19 protein-coding genes and 4 pseudogenes are annotated in these 20,863 nt (G+C 43.7%); 12 read left to right on the top strand and 11 right to left on the bottom strand.

Features of this window, described 5'->3' with window-relative positions; all coding sequences use genetic code 11:
- Window positions 1-483: 483 nt before the first annotated feature.
- Window positions 484-747: a hypothetical protein gene (locus tag BUQ89_RS06440; protein WP_028461774.1), complete on the bottom strand. Its 264-nt coding sequence runs from the start codon at window positions 745-747 to the stop codon at window positions 484-486.
- A 51-nt stretch (window positions 748-798) separates the two neighbouring features.
- Here BUQ89_RS06440 and BUQ89_RS14165 point away from each other — a divergent pair.
- A pseudogene (locus tag BUQ89_RS14165) lies at window positions 799-927 on the top strand (IS6 family transposase); the annotation flags it as partial.
- Window positions 928-1,103: 176 nt separating this feature from the next.
- Here BUQ89_RS14165 and tnpB (BUQ89_RS06435) read toward each other — a convergent pair.
- Window positions 1,104-2,237, bottom strand: coding sequence for an IS200/IS605 family element RNA-guided endonuclease TnpB (tnpB, locus tag BUQ89_RS06435; RefSeq protein ID WP_074202452.1), 1,134 nt, complete (start codon window positions 2,235-2,237; stop codon window positions 1,104-1,106).
- A gap of 106 nt (window positions 2,238-2,343) precedes the next feature.
- Between tnpB (BUQ89_RS06435) and BUQ89_RS13515 the strand changes: the two are divergent.
- Window positions 2,344-2,430: pseudogene (locus tag BUQ89_RS13515) on the top strand (IS6 family transposase); the annotation flags it as partial.
- A 132-nt stretch (window positions 2,431-2,562) separates the two neighbouring features.
- On the opposite strand, the gene BUQ89_RS06430 reads toward BUQ89_RS13515, so the two are convergent.
- The 3 genes from BUQ89_RS06430 to BUQ89_RS14565 all read right to left on the bottom strand — a co-directional run bounded on the left by BUQ89_RS06430 (window position 2,563) and on the right by BUQ89_RS14565 (window position 4,029).
- Window positions 2,563-3,462, bottom strand: coding sequence for a TIGR01777 family oxidoreductase (locus tag BUQ89_RS06430; protein WP_028462481.1), 900 nt, complete (start codon window positions 3,460-3,462; stop codon window positions 2,563-2,565).
- Between the two features lie 212 nt (window positions 3,463-3,674).
- Window positions 3,675-3,818, bottom strand: coding sequence for a DDE-type integrase/transposase/recombinase (locus BUQ89_RS14570; RefSeq protein WP_425434859.1), 144 nt, complete (start codon window positions 3,816-3,818; stop codon window positions 3,675-3,677).
- A gap of 85 nt (window positions 3,819-3,903) precedes the next feature.
- Window positions 3,904-4,029, bottom strand: a complete 126-nt coding sequence (locus BUQ89_RS14565; protein ID WP_425434858.1) for a hypothetical protein — start codon at window positions 4,027-4,029, stop codon at window positions 3,904-3,906.
- 906 nt (window positions 4,030-4,935) lie between these two features.
- Here BUQ89_RS14565 and BUQ89_RS06420 point away from each other — a divergent pair.
- The 4 genes and pseudogenes from BUQ89_RS06420 (at window position 4,936) to BUQ89_RS13220 (ending at window position 8,600) form a co-directional block, all read left to right on the top strand.
- Window positions 4,936-5,145: a hypothetical protein gene (locus BUQ89_RS06420; protein ID WP_028462480.1), complete on the top strand. Its 210-nt coding sequence runs from the start codon at window positions 4,936-4,938 to the stop codon at window positions 5,143-5,145.
- A 227-nt stretch (window positions 5,146-5,372) separates the two neighbouring features.
- On the top strand, window positions 5,373-6,389 hold the full coding sequence (locus BUQ89_RS06415; RefSeq protein WP_028462479.1) for a M12 family metallopeptidase: 1,017 nt from the start codon (window positions 5,373-5,375) through the stop codon (window positions 6,387-6,389).
- 206 nt (window positions 6,390-6,595) lie between these two features.
- On the top strand, window positions 6,596-7,621 hold the full coding sequence (locus tag BUQ89_RS06410) for a hypothetical protein (protein ID WP_074202537.1): 1,026 nt from the start codon (window positions 6,596-6,598) through the stop codon (window positions 7,619-7,621).
- Between the two features lie 186 nt (window positions 7,622-7,807).
- Window positions 7,808-8,600, top strand: a pseudogene (locus BUQ89_RS13220) (IS5 family transposase).
- A 151-nt stretch (window positions 8,601-8,751) separates the two neighbouring features.
- On the opposite strand, the gene tnpA reads toward BUQ89_RS13220, so the two are convergent.
- Window positions 8,752-9,168, bottom strand: a complete 417-nt coding sequence (tnpA, locus tag BUQ89_RS06395; protein ID WP_074202536.1) for an IS200/IS605 family transposase — start codon at window positions 9,166-9,168, stop codon at window positions 8,752-8,754.
- Between the two features lie 30 nt (window positions 9,169-9,198).
- Between tnpA and BUQ89_RS06390 the strand changes: the two genes are divergently transcribed.
- The 3 genes from BUQ89_RS06390 to BUQ89_RS06380 all read left to right on the top strand — a co-directional run bounded on the left by BUQ89_RS06390 (window position 9,199) and on the right by BUQ89_RS06380 (window position 11,551).
- The gene (locus BUQ89_RS06390; protein WP_074202535.1) at window positions 9,199-10,431 is read left to right on the top strand and encodes an RNA-guided endonuclease InsQ/TnpB family protein; all 1,233 of its coding nucleotides are present in this window, start codon (window positions 9,199-9,201) and stop codon (window positions 10,429-10,431) included.
- A 305-nt stretch (window positions 10,432-10,736) separates the two neighbouring features.
- Window positions 10,737-11,024 (top strand): high-potential iron-sulfur protein, encoded by a 288-nt coding sequence (locus BUQ89_RS06385; protein WP_028462492.1) that lies wholly within the window; start codon window positions 10,737-10,739, stop codon window positions 11,022-11,024.
- Window positions 11,021-11,551, top strand: coding sequence for a peroxiredoxin (locus tag BUQ89_RS06380; protein ID WP_028462491.1), 531 nt, complete (start codon window positions 11,021-11,023; stop codon window positions 11,549-11,551). The genes BUQ89_RS06385 and BUQ89_RS06380 overlap by 4 nt, the downstream gene beginning before the upstream one ends.
- A 182-nt stretch (window positions 11,552-11,733) precedes the next feature.
- Here BUQ89_RS06380 and BUQ89_RS06375 read toward each other — a convergent pair.
- Window positions 11,734-12,405, bottom strand: a pseudogene (locus BUQ89_RS06375) (IS6 family transposase).
- A 432-nt stretch (window positions 12,406-12,837) separates the two neighbouring features.
- Between BUQ89_RS06375 and BUQ89_RS06370 the strand changes: the two are divergent.
- The 3 genes from BUQ89_RS06370 to BUQ89_RS06360 all read left to right on the top strand — a co-directional run bounded on the left by BUQ89_RS06370 (window position 12,838) and on the right by BUQ89_RS06360 (window position 16,703).
- A complete protein-coding gene (locus tag BUQ89_RS06370) occupies window positions 12,838-14,154 on the top strand; it encodes a TolC family protein (RefSeq protein ID WP_036574117.1) in 1,317 nt (438 codons plus the stop codon).
- Between the two features lie 49 nt (window positions 14,155-14,203).
- Window positions 14,204-15,652 (top strand): multicopper oxidase family protein, encoded by a 1,449-nt coding sequence (locus tag BUQ89_RS06365; RefSeq protein WP_028462489.1) that lies wholly within the window; start codon window positions 14,204-14,206, stop codon window positions 15,650-15,652.
- 508 nt (window positions 15,653-16,160) lie between these two features.
- Window positions 16,161-16,703, top strand: a complete 543-nt coding sequence (locus tag BUQ89_RS06360) for a recombinase family protein (RefSeq protein WP_083399579.1) — start codon at window positions 16,161-16,163, stop codon at window positions 16,701-16,703.
- On the opposite strand, the gene tnpB (BUQ89_RS06355) is transcribed toward BUQ89_RS06360, so the two are convergent.
- The 4 genes from tnpB (BUQ89_RS06355) to zigA all read right to left on the bottom strand — a co-directional run bounded on the left by tnpB (BUQ89_RS06355) (window position 16,700) and on the right by zigA (window position 20,601).
- Entirely contained in the window at window positions 16,700-17,833 is a 1,134-nt protein-coding gene (gene tnpB, locus BUQ89_RS06355) for an IS200/IS605 family element RNA-guided endonuclease TnpB (protein ID WP_074202534.1), read from the bottom strand. The genes BUQ89_RS06360 and tnpB (BUQ89_RS06355) overlap by 4 nt on opposite strands.
- A 291-nt stretch (window positions 17,834-18,124) precedes the next feature.
- Window positions 18,125-18,589 (bottom strand): Fur family transcriptional regulator, encoded by a 465-nt coding sequence (locus BUQ89_RS06350; protein WP_028461857.1) that lies wholly within the window; start codon window positions 18,587-18,589, stop codon window positions 18,125-18,127.
- Window positions 18,590-18,719: 130 nt separating this feature from the next.
- The gene (locus BUQ89_RS06345) at window positions 18,720-19,373 is read right to left on the bottom strand and encodes a DUF1826 domain-containing protein (RefSeq protein WP_036573349.1); all 654 of its coding nucleotides are present in this window, start codon (window positions 19,371-19,373) and stop codon (window positions 18,720-18,722) included.
- A gap of 1 nt (window position 19,374) precedes the next feature.
- Window positions 19,375-20,601 carry a zinc metallochaperone GTPase ZigA gene (zigA, locus tag BUQ89_RS06340; RefSeq protein WP_051537628.1) on the bottom strand — a complete coding sequence of 409 codons (1,227 nt, stop codon included), beginning with the start codon at window positions 20,599-20,601 and terminating at the stop codon, window positions 19,375-19,377.
- Between the last annotated feature and the right edge of the window lie 262 nt (window positions 20,602-20,863).

Genomic DNA, 20,863 nt, shown 5'->3' with positions numbered 1-20,863 from the left:
TACAACCATTTAATACTTGAAGTTTACGCTTGACAATTCAGAATAATCCACAACCACAATAGAACTGTAAGATAATTTACATCAAACTGAAACAAATGCTTGCAATTATTGCAAGTATATGTTTTATAAAAAATAATTAAACGTATAAAAATTAGGCAAACTATAAAATATCGTTATAGCATGGCAGGTTAATAGCGTAATTTACAAACTATCCACAAACTTATCCACAGGAACTGTGGATAAAATTCGAGCTGATATCGCATAATCAATCGCAGGAAAAAATCAGAACACGGCATCGCACAAAATCCACACCCGGCTCTTCACGAATTGATGGCTGCCGACTCCCTTTTTATCTGGCCACAACACAAAAATAAAACGGAACAGCAGAAAACAATCATCCACAATTCCGTGCCAAAATACCTTCACCTTTCCGAGAAAATCAACACGATTTTCCCTGCCTCAATAATTCATTGCTGCAACCGGTTAACGGTTCAGTCCAACCAGCATTTCCCGAAAAATTTCCCGAAAATAATTTAAACCCGCTTCGAGATTTTCGATAATCTCTTCAGCTAATTCATCCGGCTCAGGCAAATTCTCGAGATCAGTCGGGTTTTTATCTTTCAGCCAGAACAGATCAAGATTGGTTTCATCCCGTGCGATCAACGCTTCGTAGGTGAATTTTCGACAGTAACTTTCAGGGTTGTTCGTTTCATCCCATGTTGCTTTGCGTTCACGACGGTTTTTCAAGATAATTCATCAATGTCCGATCTCAAATAGCGACATTACCCGGGCAGTGCAATCCTGGATTGTGTTAGGTGTACTGCAAATACGGGATGAGCTATCGTGAATCGGAAGAAATGATGTTGGAACGGGGATTTGAAGTAGATCATGCAACGCTGGGCTCAGCATTATGTGCCGGAAATGGATCTATTGAGACCTTTGCAAAACCCCAATAGTTAAAAAATTAACCCTTTATAATCAATAGTCGAAAACTTCTGGCGAGGACTTTTGCAAAAGTCTCCTATTGATACCGGGCTATAGTTGACTGCTCCCCTCCGTAAACGAAGGGGATTCCCAATTCAACGAATCCAACCCGGACGCACCTAAATGCAAACAGGACTTATAGATTCTCCAAGGGCTGACACCGCCAGTCCAGCGGCCAAAACATTACGCGCTGCGTTGATGTCTCGATCATGGATTGATCCGCATTCCGGACAAGTCCATTCACGCACATTCAAAGGCATCTTGTTTACGGTATGCCCACATCCCGAGCAGCGTTTGCTGCTTGGATACCATCGGTCAATACCTACAAGCTCTCGCCCGTACCACAGCGACTTGTATTCTAATTGCCGCACAAATTCACCCCATCCTGCATCGGAAATTGATTTTGCGAGGCAACGATTTTTCTTCATATTGCTAACAGCTAAAGACTCTACAGCTATCACTTGGTTTTCGTTCACTAGCCGTGTTGAGAGTTTATGTAGAAAGTCTTTACGAGCATCAGCAATTCCTGCATGTAGTCGCGCTACTTTCAGTCTGGCTTTTTGTCTATTGGCCGACCCTTTGCGCTTTTTAGATAGCTTGCGTTGCAGCTTAGCAAGCCTGGTTTCATTCTTTCGTAGCGTGTTAGGAGACGCAATCTTCTCGCCCGTAGAAAGAATAGCGAAGTGCGTTAATCCTAAGTCAATGCCGACTTTGCCGCTAACCCTTGGCTTTCGCGCAACAGAGTCGTCGCAAAGCATAGAAACATGGTATCGACCCGCTGAGTCTTTAGAGACTGTTGCAATCGTTAGTTTTGTTGCCTTAGGAAGGGTGCGCGACCATCTGATATTCAGTGGATCTTTCATCTTCGCCAGTTTCAGAGACTTACCGTCCCACTTGAAGGCGCTGGACGTGTATTCAGCCGATTGCTTCTCATGCTTGCTTTTGAATGACGGGTATTTGGCTCGTTTGGCAAAGAAATTACCAAATGCCGTTTGCAGGTGGCGGAGAGATTGCTGCACAGGAACACTGGAAACTTTGTTCAGCCATTCAAATTCAGGCTCTTTTTTTAACTCGGTCAACAAAGAGGAGGTAGCATGATACCCGATTCTTTTTTTCTCGGTATACCAAGCATCAGAACGAACGCGCAACATGCGATTATAGACAAACCGAGCACACCCGAATGTTTGAGCCAGAATAGTTTCTTGCTCAAAAGTTGGGTAAAACCTGAATTTGTATGCGCGCTTAATTTCCATTAACACACTGTAACAGAAATAGGTGAAAAAACAGGCTTTAGTATCAGCGAAGCTGACTCCCTATCCATCCCCGGCCTTAAGACCGGGGTTTTCCGGAAGTTGAGATGATAAACTTGGGAATACGATTGATTTCTATCTTTCGCCAATCCGCAATAAGAAAGCAGCCAAGCCGTTTCCAGGCAAAGCGCTCAAATCCACATTTACACCACATAATCAAACATATCAGAAGCTTATGCTGGTCAACGCTATTTTTTGCAACAGAGCCAATTTTAGATCGCTTGTGCAGTTACATTGGTTTGACGATTGGAGTTTCGTAAGTGTCTTGTCAGCTTTTCAAGACATCATGCAATGCAGCTTTCAATTCGGGAAATTTGAACTGAAATCCCGCGCCCTGCATTCGCTTGGGAATGACTCGCTGACCTCCGAGCAAAAGTGCCGACATTTCTCCTAGCATAAGCCTTAAAACCCACGCGGGCACTGACAAGAATGCAGGCCGATTGAGTAGATCAGCCAATGTCCGGGTAAAGTTTTTATTAGTGACTGGATTGGGCGCTGTCAAATTAAATTTGCCGTTAAATTCAGCATTATTGATCAGTGCCAGGCAAATGCCAACATGGTCCTGGATATGAATCCAGGACATCCATTGCATTCCGCTACCCAGCGGGCCGCCGAGACCTAGCTTGAAAGACGGTATCATTTTCTGCAAAAAACCACCCTTTTTCCCGACTACCAACCCGGTGCGTAACAGGCAAACTCGTACGCCGTATTGTTTTGCTTTTTCAGCCTCGTTTTCCCACTCAGTACAAAGCTGATGACCAAAATCGTCATGCCCCGGCGAAAACTCGTCAACAGTCTTGTCGCCTTGGTCGCCATAAAAACCGATTGCTGAACCACTGAGAAAAACATTGGGTTTGATTTTAGACCTGGCGATAAACTTAACAAGCTCTTGCGTTATGTCAATGCGACTGTGAATGAGGATTTGCTTGCGTTTATCAGTCCACCTTCCGCCAAAAATAGGTGCACCAGCAAGATTGATAATAGCGTCAAAATGATCTGAATCTTCGAGCGCCTGTAACGTATTGAGTGGCGTGACTCGATTGTCGAACAAAGTAATAACCTTATCCGGACTTCGACTTAAAACAGTCAGCGCGTGTCCAGCAGCAAGCAGTGTTGGGCATAATGTTTGACCGATAAAACCAGTTCCGCCCGTTATCAGAATTTTCATTGCGGCTCCTTTTTATCATTCCACCCTGATATTCGTTATGTTATTGGTGGATTCGATATAACAATAAGTCAGAAAAAAGGCCCTGTTGCAAAAAAAATAGCATTGACCAGAATAAGTCTCTGATATGTCAGATTATGCAGTGTAAATATCGAATTGTCTTTTAATAAAACGAATTTCTCCTATGATACCTGCCCATATTTCCACACAGCTATCTATCCTTTCTTCAACCTATGCATGCGTTCAAACCGCTTGATCGTTGTATAGGCGGTCCTCATGAATTTAAAACCGCGCACAGGATTTATCAGCTGTTTGAGTTTTCCACGACCTACTTCGACAATATTATTCAGATATTTCACCTGCCGAGGTACCGTATCCTTCCAGCATTTCCTTTTAACCTTTACATCGGCTTCATCTGCCCGTCAGCTGTAGCCCTTCGTCGGCTTATAGTCCCACCGCAGGCGTTTCTCCATTTCTGGCATATAAATGCTGAGCCCAGTAGTAAAGCATTGTATGAGCCACTCCAAATCCCCGCTCCAACATCATTTCTTCCGATTCACGATAGCTCATCCCGCATTTGCAGTATCACCTAACACAACCCAGGATTACACTGCGCTAGTAATGACGCCGATTTGAAATCAGACAGTGATGAAGACTTCTGTAAAAGCCCTCGCTAGAAGCTTTCTTCTATTGATTATAAAGGGTTAATTTTTCAACCATTGGGGTTTTGCAAAGGCCTCACTTTATTTAGAATTTCAGAGGAAAAATCTGAATGCAAAGGCAATATATGCCTTATTGAAGCTTTCTCAAGAATTAATGATGAAGTGATGTCGTTAAGAAAAAAAGGGCGCGGTCCATCATTCCTCGCCGCTGTGCAAATCAGATGTATCACTCTCTGGGCAAGTATCTCACGACTACGCTATCTAGATTAAATTAGGCATTTTGCCTATATTATTTTTATTCTGGAAGCATATTATCGTATTACCTCAGAAATATAATATATAAGGCTTATGACATTTATTTTATTTTTGTCGTTTGTTTTTCCCAATAAAGTTCATAGGAAGTTGATCGAATTGGGGTGGAGGGATTACGCAACGAGAATTGATTTTTAGAAGCATTCTTCACAGATTATCGTAGAAAACTGTTTTATGCTGATTTTTTTACAAGTAAATCAAGAAGGGAGAAGATAATGTCTTGGACTACAGGTACAGTTACCCAAAATGGTAATACAACACTATGTTGGACCATAACGGGGTCCGCTCTTTCAACGCATGACAATGTCGTCGTCGGCCCAATCGCTGGATGCTCAAGATTGAGAATCAATTCCATAGATGTAGGTCGGTGTCCAAATCAATACAGAGTTTGCGTACGCGTGTTAGGTAGCGGGGCGATGTCGTTTCGCTTTTATGCAGAACAAATGGATTAGAGTGCCATACGTTATCATCCAATACCTTATATACAAAGGAGTTACATCAAATGAGAATGCAAATTTTAAAAAACTCAAAGGGTGAAATTGTTGCTGCTTACGAGGCAACCCCTGGCGCATCTGTTTCGATCGAAGTCGAACCGAGTATAGGTCAAGAGCTGGACGAATTAGATGTACCAGAGCAATTATTAAGAAGTGAGGAAGACATCCTTGGTGTTCTCTCGATTAAACTTCCTCGTGACCAGCCATCAAAAGGCTGATTCGTTTAAGAACCAATCAGAAGGCAGAGTAAAGAAATTGGCTTCGCCATCATTAGGGGCTGTCTTATCAGAAGCGGGAAACTGCCTCTGATTTCTACAGAACGTTTTAGCATGCGGATTTCCCGTACTATGTTTTTCAATCATTGATTCACGGCACAGCAATTGCTAGCAAGCTCGCCATGGATCATCAGAAGTATTTGAACAGAATATTTAAAGGAAAAAACCAAATGTCTGAGATTTTCAAGATGTGCTATGACAAAATTGTACCCAGTGACCTTCGCCGTCTCGTTCGCCCGGAATACTCGGATGGGAAGGCAAGAATGGCCTTGTTTATGGCAAAGAAGTGGCCAAACGGATCAACGCTTAAAGTACGGTTTATGGGTGGTACGCCCGAACAACACGACATTGTCAAGCAATTTGCTCCACGGTGGAGTGACCATGCCAATTTAAGGTTCGACTTTAATAACGCACCTGATGCGGAAATTCGCATCACTTTTCTTGACGATGGAGCGTGGTCATACATCGGCACCGACTCTCTCAATATTCCCTTGAATACAGCAACAATGAATTTTGGTTGGTTGGATGAAAGCGTTGTCCTCCATGAATTTGGACACGCGATTGGCCTGATCCACGAACACCAGAATCCGGTGGGCGGTATTCAATGGAATAGAGAAAATGTAATCCGTGATCTCTCCGGTCCGCCAAATAATTGGCCCCTTGAAACAATCGAGCACAATATATTCCGGAAGTACAATGTTAATCAGATGAATGCCACTGCGGTCGACAAGCTATCGATTATGATGTACACCATTCCCCAACATTGGACCTTGGATGATTTCCATACTGAATCTAACAATATTTTGTCAAAAATTGATAAAGATTTCATCGGTGCCTCAATAAATTATCCCAAGGACTCTCCGAAGGAACCTATTGAACTCACCATTGTTGAAATGAAAGCCGTAGAAGCCGAAATCGGACAGCCTGGAGAACAAGATCTCTATAAGTTTATCACGGTGGCAGCCGGTCGTTATACCATTGAAACCACAGGCCAGACAGATGTGACGATGTCACTTTATGGTCCTGACAGCCAGACTACTCTCATTGCCGAAGATGATGACAGTGGCACTGGCCGTAACGCAAAAATTGTCGTCGATCTGACAGTATCCGGCACTTATTATGTCCAAATTCGACATTATAATAGTGCGGGAGGTACCGGGTCATATAATATATGGGTGATTAAATAGCAGGCTCATTCCATTACTAATCAAAAAGTGACTCTCCATATATTTAATGGAGCTGTCTCGTAATATGTTCTAGACACCTGGCCCGCTAAGGAAGCGCTGAACAAACGAAAATACAGTGAGTGCTCTCTAAAGGAAATCCTCTTATTAGTTGTTGTATAAATACGCTCCAAGGTAAGTTATGGGATTGAAATCAACAGAGACAGATAATGCTTGATATCATTATTGATGAGCATGCAATACGGATTGGCCGCCACTTTGCTGTTGCCTTCCACCGGACCCTTCGTATTCCAGATGATGGGCGGATCTATCCACTGCCACCCGGCCTCGGTTTGCTCCCAATACTGAAGGTGGAGGATTACTTGGATAGCGCCCCGTCCTTATGGCGTGAGCAGGGAGGTGCCTTTATTCCCATGTACCAACGAGAGGCGCTGTGGCTCGGTTTCAACGCGGCGCCTTGGGAGCCCAATGCAGTTAAGATAGCTGTTGGTAGAATTAATGTGATTTCAGGAAAACCTGATAGTGGCAAGCTTCATGCCGATCCGCAAGATTATGTTATTTGCCCCGATCAGCTATGGCTAGATGGTATCAATACGGGACATGGTTCAATTCGTCAGTTCGTGGCCATGCCCCTGGGATTTGGTTACACGCTCGAAGCCACCCTTACCGACACAGAGAAATTCGGTGGTATTCAGATTACGGTCTTTGAACCGAAGCCGGGCAGATTCCCAAAGAAACCGTCCATCCAGTCCAAGCTGGGTACCGAGCAGCTCGCTACGCCGAAACCAAGCGCTGCGGCTACGCAACAGATGGGCCTGGGTGCCGGGGGTACGATGAAACAAAAAATCTATCCCGACCCGCATGGCCTCGACACCTGGGACCAAGACGTCTATGGTCGCGTAGTTATTCACATTGTTAACAGCGCTCAGTTTCTCGATATAACGGGAATCGAACCACCGCCGACGCCTATCGATGCCAAAACCTATACGGAACATCGGTTGCCCTGGTTTGACCTGTACGATGAAACTAAGGGAGATATCGCTCCCCCTGGAGAGCTGATCGAAGCAAAGACTATCACAACAAGGGATAGGGAATTGGGCGAGCCTAATGAAGGCGATACCTCGATCGATATACCTGAGTTCCAAATCAAGCAATTGCACAATGACGAGCCCGAAATGACTCACCGCCAGTCTTCCTCGTGCACCTCGACAAAACACTCACCTAAAAAAGGGTGAATTTGACATCCTCTTCCGCCTAAAGACAGGGGAGATTTCTGCTGCCTCTATCCCGGAATGGGGTAGATGGCTTCGGTGAATTCCTGTTGCTGACGACATGACTGCATCGTTCACTTGGCAGGCGAGCTGGGCATGTCCTGCCCTTAGAGCCTGCTCAAAGTCTCCAAGTTATGAGAAGATTGGGAGATGAAAAAAGATTATCCAAGTGATATCAAGCCGGAGCAATTCGAGGTTATCAGGCCTTTGCTGGAGAATGTCCGCAAAAGGACAGCGCCACGTCAAGTAGATCTGCACGAGGTATTCTGCGCGGTGCTGTACCTGCTGCGCACGGGCTGCCAGTGGCGCGTCCTGCCCGATGACTTTCCCAAGTGGTGCACAGTACATTCGTACTGGGCCGTCTAGAGTGAGCCCCGCGAAGGAGGTAGCCTGCTGGAGCAGGCATTAAAAAAATCAGGTTGGCGTGGCCCGCGAGAAACGGGGGCGCAACACCTGCAGCGCGTTCTTGATTGTGGACGCACAGAGCGTGAAGAACACGGACACGGCAGGCCAGAAGGGCTATGACGCGGGCAAGAAGGTTTCGGGCATCAAGCGCCACATCACGGTGGACACGCAAGGGCTACCGCACGCGGTGGCCGTAACCACAGCCGAGGTGACAGACCGAAAAGGAGTGTTACAGGCGCTGCGACGCTGTAAACCTAAGCTTCAGTGAGTGCAAAGCCTGCTGTGTGACAGCCGCTATGTGGGCCAGCCCTTTGCACAGGGTGTGCGCGAAATCCTGGGCGCGCATGTGCAAGTACAGATTGCCAAACGCAGCGAACTACACACCTTCAAGGTCATGCCCAAGCGATGGATCGTCGAGCGTAGTTTCGCCTGGCTGGAAAAGAATAGAAGACTGTGGAAAAACTGCGAGCGAATGATCAACACCAGCTTGCAGTTCATCCACTTGGCCTTCCTGACCCTTCCACTCGAAAGACTTTGAACAGACTCTTAGAAAGATTCTATTGAGGAGCCAGCATCGATGTTGAAAATGGCAGCCTGATTTTTTTATAGAAACACCTCACTTTTTTATCAAATAGCGCGTAAAACTTCGTCCTTCAGGGCGGAGATATAAGCGCACAGGCGAAGCCTGTTTAATGCGGTCTTTGCTGTTGTTCAATATATTGCTTAATAATCGAGAGTGGTGCTCCACCACAACTACCCGCAAAATAGCTTGGACTCCAAAGCATATTACCCCAAAGCTTATTTTTAATTTCGGGATAATTCTTTTTGCGAATAAGTCGGCTTGAAACGCCTTTCAAACTATTTACCAAGTTAGAAATAGCAATTTTTGGTGGATAGTTAACTAAAAGGTGAATATGATCATGCTCATCGTTAAATTCCACCAATTCTGCTTCAAAATCCAAACACACGTTTTTAAATATTTCTTCCAAATCAATTAATACCCTTCCGGAGAAAACATCTCTACGGTATTTTGTTACAAAGACCAAATGAACATGAAGATTAAAAACGCAATTTCTTCCTGTTATTACATCGTTATTAGCTTGCATAGACCAATTCCTTTTTGTATAATTATAACCATGAAGCAGATTATACGCAAAGCCTTTAAATTTCGACTCAATCCAAATTCTGACCAAGTACAGAAGATGGTTGAGTTTGCGGGTGCTAATCGGTTTGTTTGGAATAAAGCCTTAGCAATGAATCTGTTCAGATTAGAGCAGAAACAGCCATTGCTTTGGTACAACGAGTTGTCATTTTGGCTAAAGCTATGGAAATCCTCAGAAGATTATGGATTTCTAAAAACCGTTCATTCTCAACCGTTGCAACAAGCCTTAAAAAACTTAGAAAAAGCGTTCAAAGACGGTTTTGATAAAAAACAGCCTTTAAAACGGATTCCAAAATTCAAGAAAAAAGGTTTGAGTGACAGCTTTCGTTATCCACAAGGATTTAAGCTGGAGCAAGAGTCTAACAAAGTGTTCTTGCCTAAAATCGGTTGGGTGAAATATCGTAATTCACGCCAAGTCATTGGTGACGTTAAAAATATGACGATTTCCCGTAAAGGCGGTTATTGGTACGTGTCGATTCAGACTGAGTACGAGACCGAGCTAAAGCGTCATAGCTCAACCAGTATGATTGGTGTTGATATGGGCGTTACCCGCTTTGCAACCTTGTCAGACGGCTCATACGTAGAACCTTTAAACAGTTTCAGAAAGTTATCAAAGAAACTGGCTTTTGAACAGCGTAAGCTGTCTAAAAAAGTCCGTTTCTCTGCTAACTGGAAAAAGCAGAAACAAATCATTACCCGACTGCATGAGCGTATTGCCAATGCTCGTTTAGACTTCTTACACAAAACCTCAACCGAAATCAGCAAAAATCACGCAATGGTCGTAGTTGAGAATTTAAAGATAGGAAACATGTCTAAGAGTGCCAAGGGCAGTGTTGAAAAGCATGGTAAAAACGTCAAAGCGAAATCGGGTCTAAACAAATCCATTCTTGACCAAGGATGGGGAATGTTCGTTTCGTTTTTGGAGTATAAACAGGCTTGTTCAGGCGGGGATGTATTGAAGGTAAACCCTCAATACACCTCTCAAACCTGCCCTGGATGTCAACATGTTAGTCGTGACAATCGCAAAAGCCAAAGTGCTTTTGAATGTACAGAATGTGGATTTAAAGCCAATGCCGACTTGGTAGGTGCCTTGAATGTACTTGAGCGAGGACATCGCTTGTTAGCCTGTGGAGTTGAAACGTTAGTTTCGTCTAAGAAGCAGGAACCAGTAGGCAGTAGCAATACAAACCTACTCTTAACGGCTTAATAAGTCGCTAGGAATCCCCTTCGTTTAGGAAGGGGAGGATGTCAAGCTCTCCTAGATGCCGTCAGGTTCTCTAGGGGTTCTAACTTAATTCGCGTTGTTTACCCTGCTCCCCGGAGGGAGGGGGCGGCCATACCATCTTCGTCATTGACAATAACGAGCATCCATTGCATTATTTCAATTGTATAAATAGCCAAGCAACGTTCATTAAACTATTTTACAGCCATAATCTATAAAACATGCCAAATGGGAAAATGGTGGGCATGGTTAACCAGTCTCGTCTTGCTCGATAACTCAAGGAGAAAGCAATGGATTATCGTAAAAATAAGTTTTCACGTCGTGACGCTATAAAAATTGCGGCAATAGGTGCAGCTGTTGTGCCGCTTCTCGGTACAGGGCTATTACAGGCGGCAGACTCTTCGAAAGCTTCTAAATCAGAGATGCAATACCGCGACGAGCCAAATGGTAAACAGGAATGTAGCAACTGCATACAGTTCATCCCAGGCAAGACATCAAAAGACGACGGTGAATGTAAAGTGGTAGCGGGTAGCATTAGTCCGCAAGGTTGGTGTAACGCTTATGCTCCAAAATCATGACAGAGCAAAGGCAGATACCCAACGTAACTTTTAAAACCCGCGTACGTGATGAGTCGATAGGTGGTGATAATCCATTTCGCTGGCAGGACGTTACAACAGACGATATTTTTAAGAACAAGCGAGTTGTATTATTCGCGTTACCCGGCGCGTACACGCCGACGTGTACAACTGCTCATCTGCCTGGTTACGAGAAACACTATGATGATTTCAAAGCATTGGGTATTGATGAGGTGGTTTGCTTGTCCGTAAATGACGCATTTGTTATGTATCAATGGCGCAAACATCTTGGAGTCGAGAAAATATTTCTGCTACCCGATGGAAATGCAGAGTTCACTCGAAAGATGGGAATGCTTGTAGACAAATCGAACTTAGGTTTCAGTATGCGTTCATGGCGGTATTCCATGGTTGTTCAGAACAAGGAGATAGAAAAAATGTTCGTTGAACCCGGTTATGCAGACAATTGCCCCGATGATCCTTTTGAGATTTCTGGTGCCGACACTATACTGGAGTACCTAAGGTCTAAATGACCAAGCTATTATGGTACAGGAAAATCTGATCTGATAATTCGTACTCTCCATGCAGGTTAAAACAGTTTAACAAGAAGCTCAAAATCGGGCTCTGTTGCAAAAAAATAGCATTGATCAGAGCAAGTCTCTGATATGTTGTATTATTCGGTGTAAGAATAGAATTGTCTTTCAATAAGACGGATTTATCCTGTGAAGCCCTGCCTGTATTTCCAATTATCCATTTGCCCTTCCTTGAACATGCGCATGATTTCAAACCCCTTGATCATTGCATAGGCGGTCTTTAAGGATTTAAACCCACGCACTGGGTTTATCAGTTGCTTGAGTTTTCCGTGATCGGCTTCGACAATATTATTCAGGTATTTCACCTGCCGATGTATCGTATATTTTGGGCATTTTTCTTCTTCCTGCAATTCAGTAATAGCGGGGCCGAAAGTCGGTGCTTTGTCTGTATTGATCGTCTTTGGATGTGCCCATGGCTTTATGGGCTTGAATGCCTTGCCGAGGAACCGCTTAGCCGTTTTAGCACTGCGAGTAGACGACAAATAAAAATCAATTGTGTGGCCACACTTGTCGACAGTCCGGTATAAATACGCCCATTCTTCTTTAACTTTTACATAAGTCTCATCTACTCGCCAGCTGCGAGCAATCCCCGCCTTATAGTGCCATCGCAAGCGCCTCTCTATTTCTGGCGCATAATGCTGAACCCAGCGGTAAAGCGTTGTATGATCGACTTCAAACCCGCGTTCCAGCATCATTTCTTCTAATTCCCGATAGCTAATCCCGTATTTGCAGTACTACCGGACACACCCGAGAATCACACCACTATGGTGATGCCGCCATTTGAAATCCGACATTGCGATATATCCTTAAAAATTCAATAATGCACCAACTCGTTTATTTTTTGCAACAGAGCCTTAAATTTCATGAGAAAGGAAAGAGCTACAATTTTGCATACTTTAAAACTTTGATGTTGAAATTTCACTTTGGTTATTATTGAAGATACTTTCACAAAAACGTTTCTAGGTTTTTGTCTGGATTAGCCGCCTATTAGGGAGAAACATCATTAGTAATCATTTGACCCAGACTATGCTTGGTTAAATAATTTTGACGCTATGCACACTAGATCAAAAACTATGAAAAAGCCGGAAAATAGGAATCAAGTTTTATTTTGGTGCAGAACAAAACAGAGCTTGATTATTCAACTAATTTTAAGCATAACTGTAGTCGGGTGTGCTACGCCTCCTCATCAGCAGAGCTCATCAATCACAAACCAATCTCGCCTTGAGATGACTCCATTCCGTTCCAGTGTCTCTTTGTCCGAGAATATTAATTCACCATCAGCTCTTTCTCTGACTGAGCAGGGAAATAACAAAGCATTTCGCGAAGAAGGACCGCTTACTCTGGATACGCTGGTGAATCTCGCTAGGCAATACAATCCTACATTAACACAAGCCTGGTCTCATGTTGAAGCTGAACGTGCTAAAGCACTTCAGGCGGGATTATATCCCAATCCTGTTATTGGGTATTCTGCAGACCAAATTGGCGTAAAAGGTACAAGCGGGGAATTTCAAGGGGGATTTATTCGCCAGGAAATTATCACAGCAGGAAAGCTTGATCTGAGTCGTCAAAAATATTTAGCGCGCGCTTCCGCAGCGGAGTTCCAATCACTGGCACAGGAATATCGGGTAATAAATGGTATCGTCATTCAATTTTATCGTCTTGTAGGGTTTCAGGAGCGAGTCAAAATTCAACAGGAGCTTCTCAAAAGTTGGCAGGATTATTTTTTAACTGTGCAAGAAATGTTTAATGTTGGCCAGGCCAATGAAGCGGATATTCATCAAGCAAAAGTGCGACTTCAGCAACAACAGTTAAACGTACAAAGGACCGAGAATGAATTAGCGCTGGAAAAAGAACGCTTAATTACCATAGTAGGAACATCGCTCCCCTCAACGCAGGTTTCAGGAGATTTAACAGAAAGCGAAACCCCTCTGAAATTTGAAGAGGCACTGCAACGACTCTTACAAGAAAGTCCAGAGCTGGGCCTTGCTCGCGCCAATGTAAAATCCGATCAAATTACAGTTGAGCGGGAACGAGTGGAACCCATTCCCAATATAAATGTGCAACTGGCCAGTGGACGCAATAATGTAGCCGACGAAACAGTGTTTGGCGTACAAGCTTTCATCGAAATCCCTATATTTGATCGAAACCAAGGCACTCTTAAACAAGCATATGCCGATCTGGCAAGACAAGAGTCCGAAGTTAAACGTATGGAGCTTCTGTTACGCCGGAGCTTAGCTGAACAATTTCAGCAATATCTCACGGCACTTCAACATATTAATAGTTACCGGGAAATAATATTGCCAGAATCAGAACAACGCTACAAAACTCAATTGCAGAGCTATCAAGCTGCGCGTGAGACATGGCCTGCAGTACTGGAATCTCAACGCGAATTTTTTGCAAACCGGATGGAATATGTGGATCAATTGATTGTCTGGCGCACAAGTAGAGTCGCCATAGAAGGGCTATTGCTGACTGACGGTCTACAAGCGCCACAAAATGTGACGTCGCCCGGTCATATCGGTGCCATTCCGAAACCTAGATGAGGATGAAAAATCTGATATGGCGCCATTTTTTTAGCAATGAGGAGTCAGGATGAAAGACGATGTAACGCGACGACAAGTTTTACTTGCAGGTGCGGCTGCAGCTGTCGGGTCATTATCTCCCCGGCTGGGAAAAAGCGAAACACTTAACCAATCTCAGTCGCGCGAGAATTCTGTTAATGACAACAAAAATAAACCGCAGTCTGCTAATTCAGAATTCTCCGATTACTCACGATATCGGCCCAGTTTTGGTGGTCCGCCTGACTCCGATGAGTATCTTGGCAAGCTGGTTCCTGGCCTTCGAAAATCAGGTCTTGAGGCCGTTCCATTCGAGACCCCTGATCTTGATAAGCTACCTTGGAGAATGGTTAATGGTGCTAAAGAGTTTGAGCTTCGCTGCACGCCTGTTAAACGTGAGTTTCTTCCTGGCCAATACATGAATGTCTGGGGGTTTAATAACAGTATGCCAGGCCCTACGATAGAAGCCGTGCAAGGAGACCGTGTACGAATTGTGGTTCATAATGAACTGCCGGAACCGACTTCTTTGCATTGGCATGGACTGGAATTGCCGGTGGAATTCGATGGCGTTCCAGGTCTGACGCAACACCTTATTCCGCCCGGAAAAAGCAAAATTTACGAATATGATCTGCACCAGACCGGCACTTTTTTTTATCATAGCCACGTGGCCATGCAAGAAGCATTTGGCATGGTCGGTTTTTTTATTATTCATCCCCGCATCGCTTACGACCCGCCCGTTGATCGTGATTTCGGGTTGATCTTTCAAAACTTTTTTATTCCTCCCAATTCGAATACGGTGGATTCCATGCGCATGGACTGGAACTGGCATACTATTAACGGGCGCAGTGGCCCATATACCACGCCTTTGGTGTGCAAACACGGTGAACGGGTGCGCATACGATTAGTGAATTTTAGTCCGATGCAACATCACCCCATTCACATTCACGGCCATACGTTCTGGTTGACGGGTACGGAAGGCGGTAGAATCCCTACCAATGCATGGATTCCGAGAAATACAACTTTGACGGGAGTGGCAATGGCTCAAGATTTTGAATTTGTAGCTTTTAATCCTGGTGACTGGATTTTTCATTGCCATATGGTGCACCACATGATGAATCACATGGTGCCACAAATAGGGCCCCGCATTCGTGGAGAAGAGAGTATTTCACAATACCTGGACTCTCTTCCAAATCGTCCGTTAGCGGAATCGGTACTTGAGAAGCCTGCTTTTGAAGTGCCCGGCTACCCGCAGAAAATGAAAGCTATGCCCATGAGTCAAGCAGCGCTAAGAAAGATCAACGGAAAGCGGGAGACTCGAGGAATGAGAAAAGAATGGCATATGGGCGTAAAAGGATTAATGACCGTGCTTCGCGTATTGCCCGATGAACTATTTCATCGAGTCATGCATAGTGATGAAAACATTGTGCCGGGAGAAATCTTTGAAGCAATCGTTAAAGGAAAGTATCGTATGCATGATTCTTAGATGGCGTTAACAGAAACATTAAAAATGGATCAGATAATTAGATTTCTGTTTTCAGGGTAAATTCCAACAAAGGTACGTAATGCGTCATTCATAGTATGAATTTCGGCTCTGTTGCAAAAAATAATTTTTGATGAAAAGTGGCTTTAAAAGATATCTGAAAAACAATTGTTTAAAAAATAAAATACAACTGGTTTTATTTTTTGCAACAGAGCCGCCACCCTCCTCCTCTACAAGAAAAAACAACTTAGAACCAGAAATTAAAACCCGCCCTCTCCTCATTCAAACCCCCAAGAATGAAAAAACCCTTCCCTTCATTAACTGCCCTTCCATTGTGCTAGACATTGATCTATCCCTGTTCAAAAACGATCGTTTTCGGACAGGCTGCTTTTAGCTGTCCTAATAATAGCTTTTCTGGTTTTGTACACGTGTTAACATACGAACACCCATTTTGGACAGTTTATAGTCCGCTTCTATCAAAATTTAAGATTAGAACCTTAAGAGATTAAAAATGAGTCGTGTATTTGCCTATTGCCGTGTTTCAACTTTTGACCAAACAACCAAAAACCAAATCATTGAAATTAATGCCGCAGGATTCACCATTTCCTCAAATCGGATCATTGAAGAAAATATTAGCGGCTCAGTGGCCGCTAAACAGCGGCCTGGTTTTTGTAAATTAGTTGATCGTTTGGAATCGGGTGACATCCTGGTTGTAACAAAGCTTGATCGTCTGGGGCGTAATGCAATGGATGTGAGATCAACCGCAGAATTTCTTGAAAAAGAAAACGTACGATTGCACTGCTTAGCCCTTGGCGGTGTTGACTTAACCAGTGCGGCAGGAAAAATGACGATGGGCATCATCACAGCAGTGGCCGAGTTCGAACGCGATCTTTTGATCGAGCGAACGCAATCTGGTTTGAAACGGGCTAAAGAAGAAGGTGTGTCACTAGGAAGACCAAAAATACTCAATGGTGACAAGCTTGATGAATTGACTGCTCCCCTCCGTAAACGAAGGGGATTCCCAATTCAACGAATCCAACCCGGACGCACCTAAATGCAAACAGGACTTATAGATTCTCCAAGGGCTGACACCGCCAGTCCAGCGGCCAAAACATTACGCGCTGCGTTGATGTCTCGATCATGGATTGATCCGCATTCCGGACAAGTCCATTCACGCACATTCAAAGGCATCTTGTTTACGGTATGCCCACATCCCGAGCAGCGTTTGCTGCTTGGATACCATCGGTCAATACCTACAAGCTCTCGCCCGTACCACAGCGACTTGTATTCTAATTGCCGCACAAATTCACCCCATCCTGCATCGGAAATTGATTTTGCGAGGCAACGATTTTTCTTCATATTGCTAACAGCTAAAGACTCTACAGCTATCACTTGGTTTTCGTTCACTAGCCGTGTTGAGAGTTTATGTAGAAAGTCTTTACGAGCATCAGCAATTCCTGCATGTAGTCGCGCTACTTTCAGTCTGGCTTTTTGTCTATTGGCCGACCCTTTGCGCTTTTTAGATAGCTTGCGTTGCAGCTTAGCAAGCCTGGTTTCATTCTTTCGTAGCGTGTTAGGAGACGCAATCTTCTCGCCCGTAGAAAGAATAGCGAAGTGCGTTAATCCTAAGTCAATGCCGACTTTGCCGCTAACCCTTGGCTTTCGCGCAACAGAGTCGTCGCAAAACATAGAAACATGGTATCGACCCGCTGAGTCTTTAGAGACTGTTGCAATCGTTAGTTTTGTTGCCTTAGGAAGGGTGCGCGACCATCTGATATTCAGTGGATCTTTCATCTTCGCCAGTTTCAGAGACTTACCGTCCCACTTGAAGGCGCTGGACGTGTATTCAGCCGATTGCTTCTCATGCTTGCTTTTGAATGACGGGTATTTGGCTCGTTTGGCAAAGAAATTACCAAATGCCGTTTGCAGGTGGCGGAGAGATTGCTGCACAGGAACACTGGAAACTTTGTTCAGCCATTCAAATTCAGGCTCTTTTTTTAACTCGGTCAACAAAGAGGAGGTAGCATGATACCCGATTCTTTTTTTCTCGGTATACCAAGCACCAGAACGAACGCGCAACATGCGATTATAGACAAACCGAGCACACCCGAATGTTTGAGCCAGAATAGTTTCTTGCTCAAAAGTTGGGTAAAACCTGAATTTGTATGCGCGCTTAATTTCCATTAACACACTGTAACAGAAATAGGTGAAAAAACAGGCTTTAGTATCAGCGAAGCTGACTCCCTATCCATCCCCGGCCTTAAGACCGGGGTTTTCCGGAAGTTGAGATGATAAAAAATCAATTAGCCCAAAACCCTAATATTTCTCAAGCCGCACGAGATTTTAAAGTCAGCAGGCAAACAATTATGAGGATTAGAGATAGTTAGCGGAATTTTGGGTGGTTTGAGCTTAGCCTGTAAGTTCATAACAAGTGCAATAAACGCATTTCACGCCTTTATTAGCGAAGCAAATACATTATCTAGGTTTATTTTGGCAATGCTCACAAAATCCATGCAATTCCAATTGTTTTTTGCTCAACGTGAAGCCAGTACTCTGAATACCGCGCTCCAGCTCGGACATAATCTGCTTTTTGATGCCAATTTCTTTCACTGTATGACAGCGATCGCAAATCAGAAACTGTGGCATTTCATGCGGGTGATCGCAGGTAATATGAGCGCAAATCATGTACTGGCCGGATGTTTCAAGCTTGTGAACCAACTTTTCCTGAATCAGGAAATCCAGCATGCGATAGACCGACATGACCGGTAGTGCCTCATTAAACTGGTTTTTATATTTTTCGACAATTTCATAGGCAGAAAGAGGAATCGATGAGGTCAATAGCGCCGTAAGCACATTCTTTCGCTTGCTGGTTAATTTAGCCCCCGTCGATGCGCATGCTTCTTGCGATTTCTTAATGATCTGATCAATGTCAGCTGGCATTCTATTTAGCTTCCAATGGTATATAGTAAGTGTGTAAGAAAATTTTCTGTGTAATTATAAATAGTAATCTGCGTGTTTATAATAGATCTACACTTTAGTATGGATGTTTTCACTACACAATAACTAAAATTTAAGCAAAATCGAGAGTAAGCAGTAACCGTGTTTCATTGTCATTAAGAGATGGCGAGCGATGAATAACACCCAACCCATTACTTCCTTCCCATCCATTCCCCTTGAGCAAGGCAATATCCCCTTCACTTAAACGTTGAATAGTATCGTGTTCAGCAATTGATTCTTTGCTGGTTTCTAACGATGAACGATCTATTCCATCAATGTCTAGCCATTCTGTGCCTTTACCTGCATAAGTCGTCACCAAACGGCACGGCACTTTATCTGTATGAAAACGTGGACACATGGTTTTATTTAACACCAGCAACCGTAAGCCTACTTGATCAAGCTCGAAAAGACAGGAAAACATATCAATTGCCATTGCAACATCTTCGATAAAGCTAACGCGCATTGAATGCGCAGGCAATGATCCCATTAACACAGCAATCACGCTCTGAACACTGACCCGCCGCGTCAACTGGAAATCAACATGTTCTTGCTGTAAATACGCCACATACGTTCTAACGACAGGCGCAATAGCGCGTTTCAAAATGCACATATTGACCTGTGTATCATAGATCTGCGTCAGCACTTCAGGCGCATGACCGATAACAGAAGTACTTTGCGTAGGCGGCACTGGGTTCAATAAATAATTATTCGTTAGATATGTTTGCATATCAAACATCATCCCAAGCAGGAAAAGGATCTTCCAAGGTAGTCCAGTATTCCTTTCCAGCAAGCAGTTCTGCATCGGTCAACAAACATTCATCCAACCATTGACAGACTGCTTCTTGGTTAAGATTCTGGCCAATAAAAACCAATTCCTGCCGCTTATCCCCAAATGGTTCAATCCACTTCGCTGCAATAGATGCCAAATATTCTTTATCGGTAGGCCATTGTTTTTTTGGTACAGCTTTCCAAAACATACCGCTATAGCTGTAGCCTGCAATGCCACCAGCCTGATTCCACTGCCCTGCACAATCTGGCCGGGTCGCGAGCCAAAAATACCCTTTCGAGCGAAGTAATTTACCTGTCGGCCATTCATGGTGTAGAAAATCATAGAATTTCTGCGGGTGAAATGGTTTCCTTGCGGTGTAGACAAAGCTGCTGATTCCATATTCTTCCGTTTCCGGAATATGTTCTCCACGTAACTCCTTCAGCCAACCAGGTGCTTGCTGAGCTTGCTCAAAATTAAATTTTTGAGTATTCAATAGCTTGGATAAATCAACCTGACCATTCTTAATCGCTATGATTTCTGCCTGCGTATTGAGACAGCTTAAAATACCGTGCAACCGGGTTAGCTCCTGCTGCATGATCAAATCTATCTTGTTAATCAAAATGACATCGCTAAATTCAACTTGATCGGTCAATAGATCTGCAACGCTACGTTCATCGCCTTCTCCCAGGCTTTCCTCAGTTTCCTGAAGCATTCTTGCTTCTTCAAAATCTTTAAGGAAATTGACCGCATCAACTACAGTTACCATGGTATCCAATCGTGCAATATCTGATAAGCTGATGCCCTCCTCATCTGCAAAAGTGAATGTTTCTGCAATCGGTAGTGGCTCCGATATTCCGGTAGATTCAATCACCAGATAATCAAATTTTCCTTCGGCGGCAAGTTTGCGTACTTCAACCAGTAGATCCTCGCGCAAAGTACAGCAAATACAACCATTACTCATTTCAATCAGTTTTTCTTCGGAACGATTGAATGAAATTTCCTGCTCAATAATTGATGCATCGATATTGATCTCACTCATATCATTCACGATGACCGCAACTCGTTTTCCTTGCTGATTATTAAGAATGTGATTAAGTACAGTTGTTTTCCCCGCGCCTAGAAAACCGGACAACACAGTCACGGGTAAACGATCAACGAGCGTATTCTGAATCAGATTTGTTGGCATATAAATAGACCTAAAGCACTTAATATTTGATATGTTACATCATATCATTTTAAAAAAGCAATATTAAATGAGACCTTTGCAAAACTCCAATAGTTGAAAAATGAGCCCTTTATAATCAATAGCCAAAAACTTCTGGTGAGCGATTTTTCAAAAGTCTCGACCAATCTGACTACAATTCATGTTTTGCACCATTACCAGGAAGAGTCCTTGTTGCTGGATTAAGGGCTGATTTTTAGCCTATTAAATAGTTAATCAAGTTTGC

This window comes from Nitrosomonas cryotolerans ATCC 49181 (assembly GCF_900143275.1).
Classification (GTDB): domain Bacteria; phylum Pseudomonadota; class Gammaproteobacteria; order Burkholderiales; family Nitrosomonadaceae; genus Nitrosomonas; species Nitrosomonas cryotolerans.
Note: the sequence above shows the minus strand (reverse complement) of the source record. Positions and strands in the feature narration are given on the sequence as shown.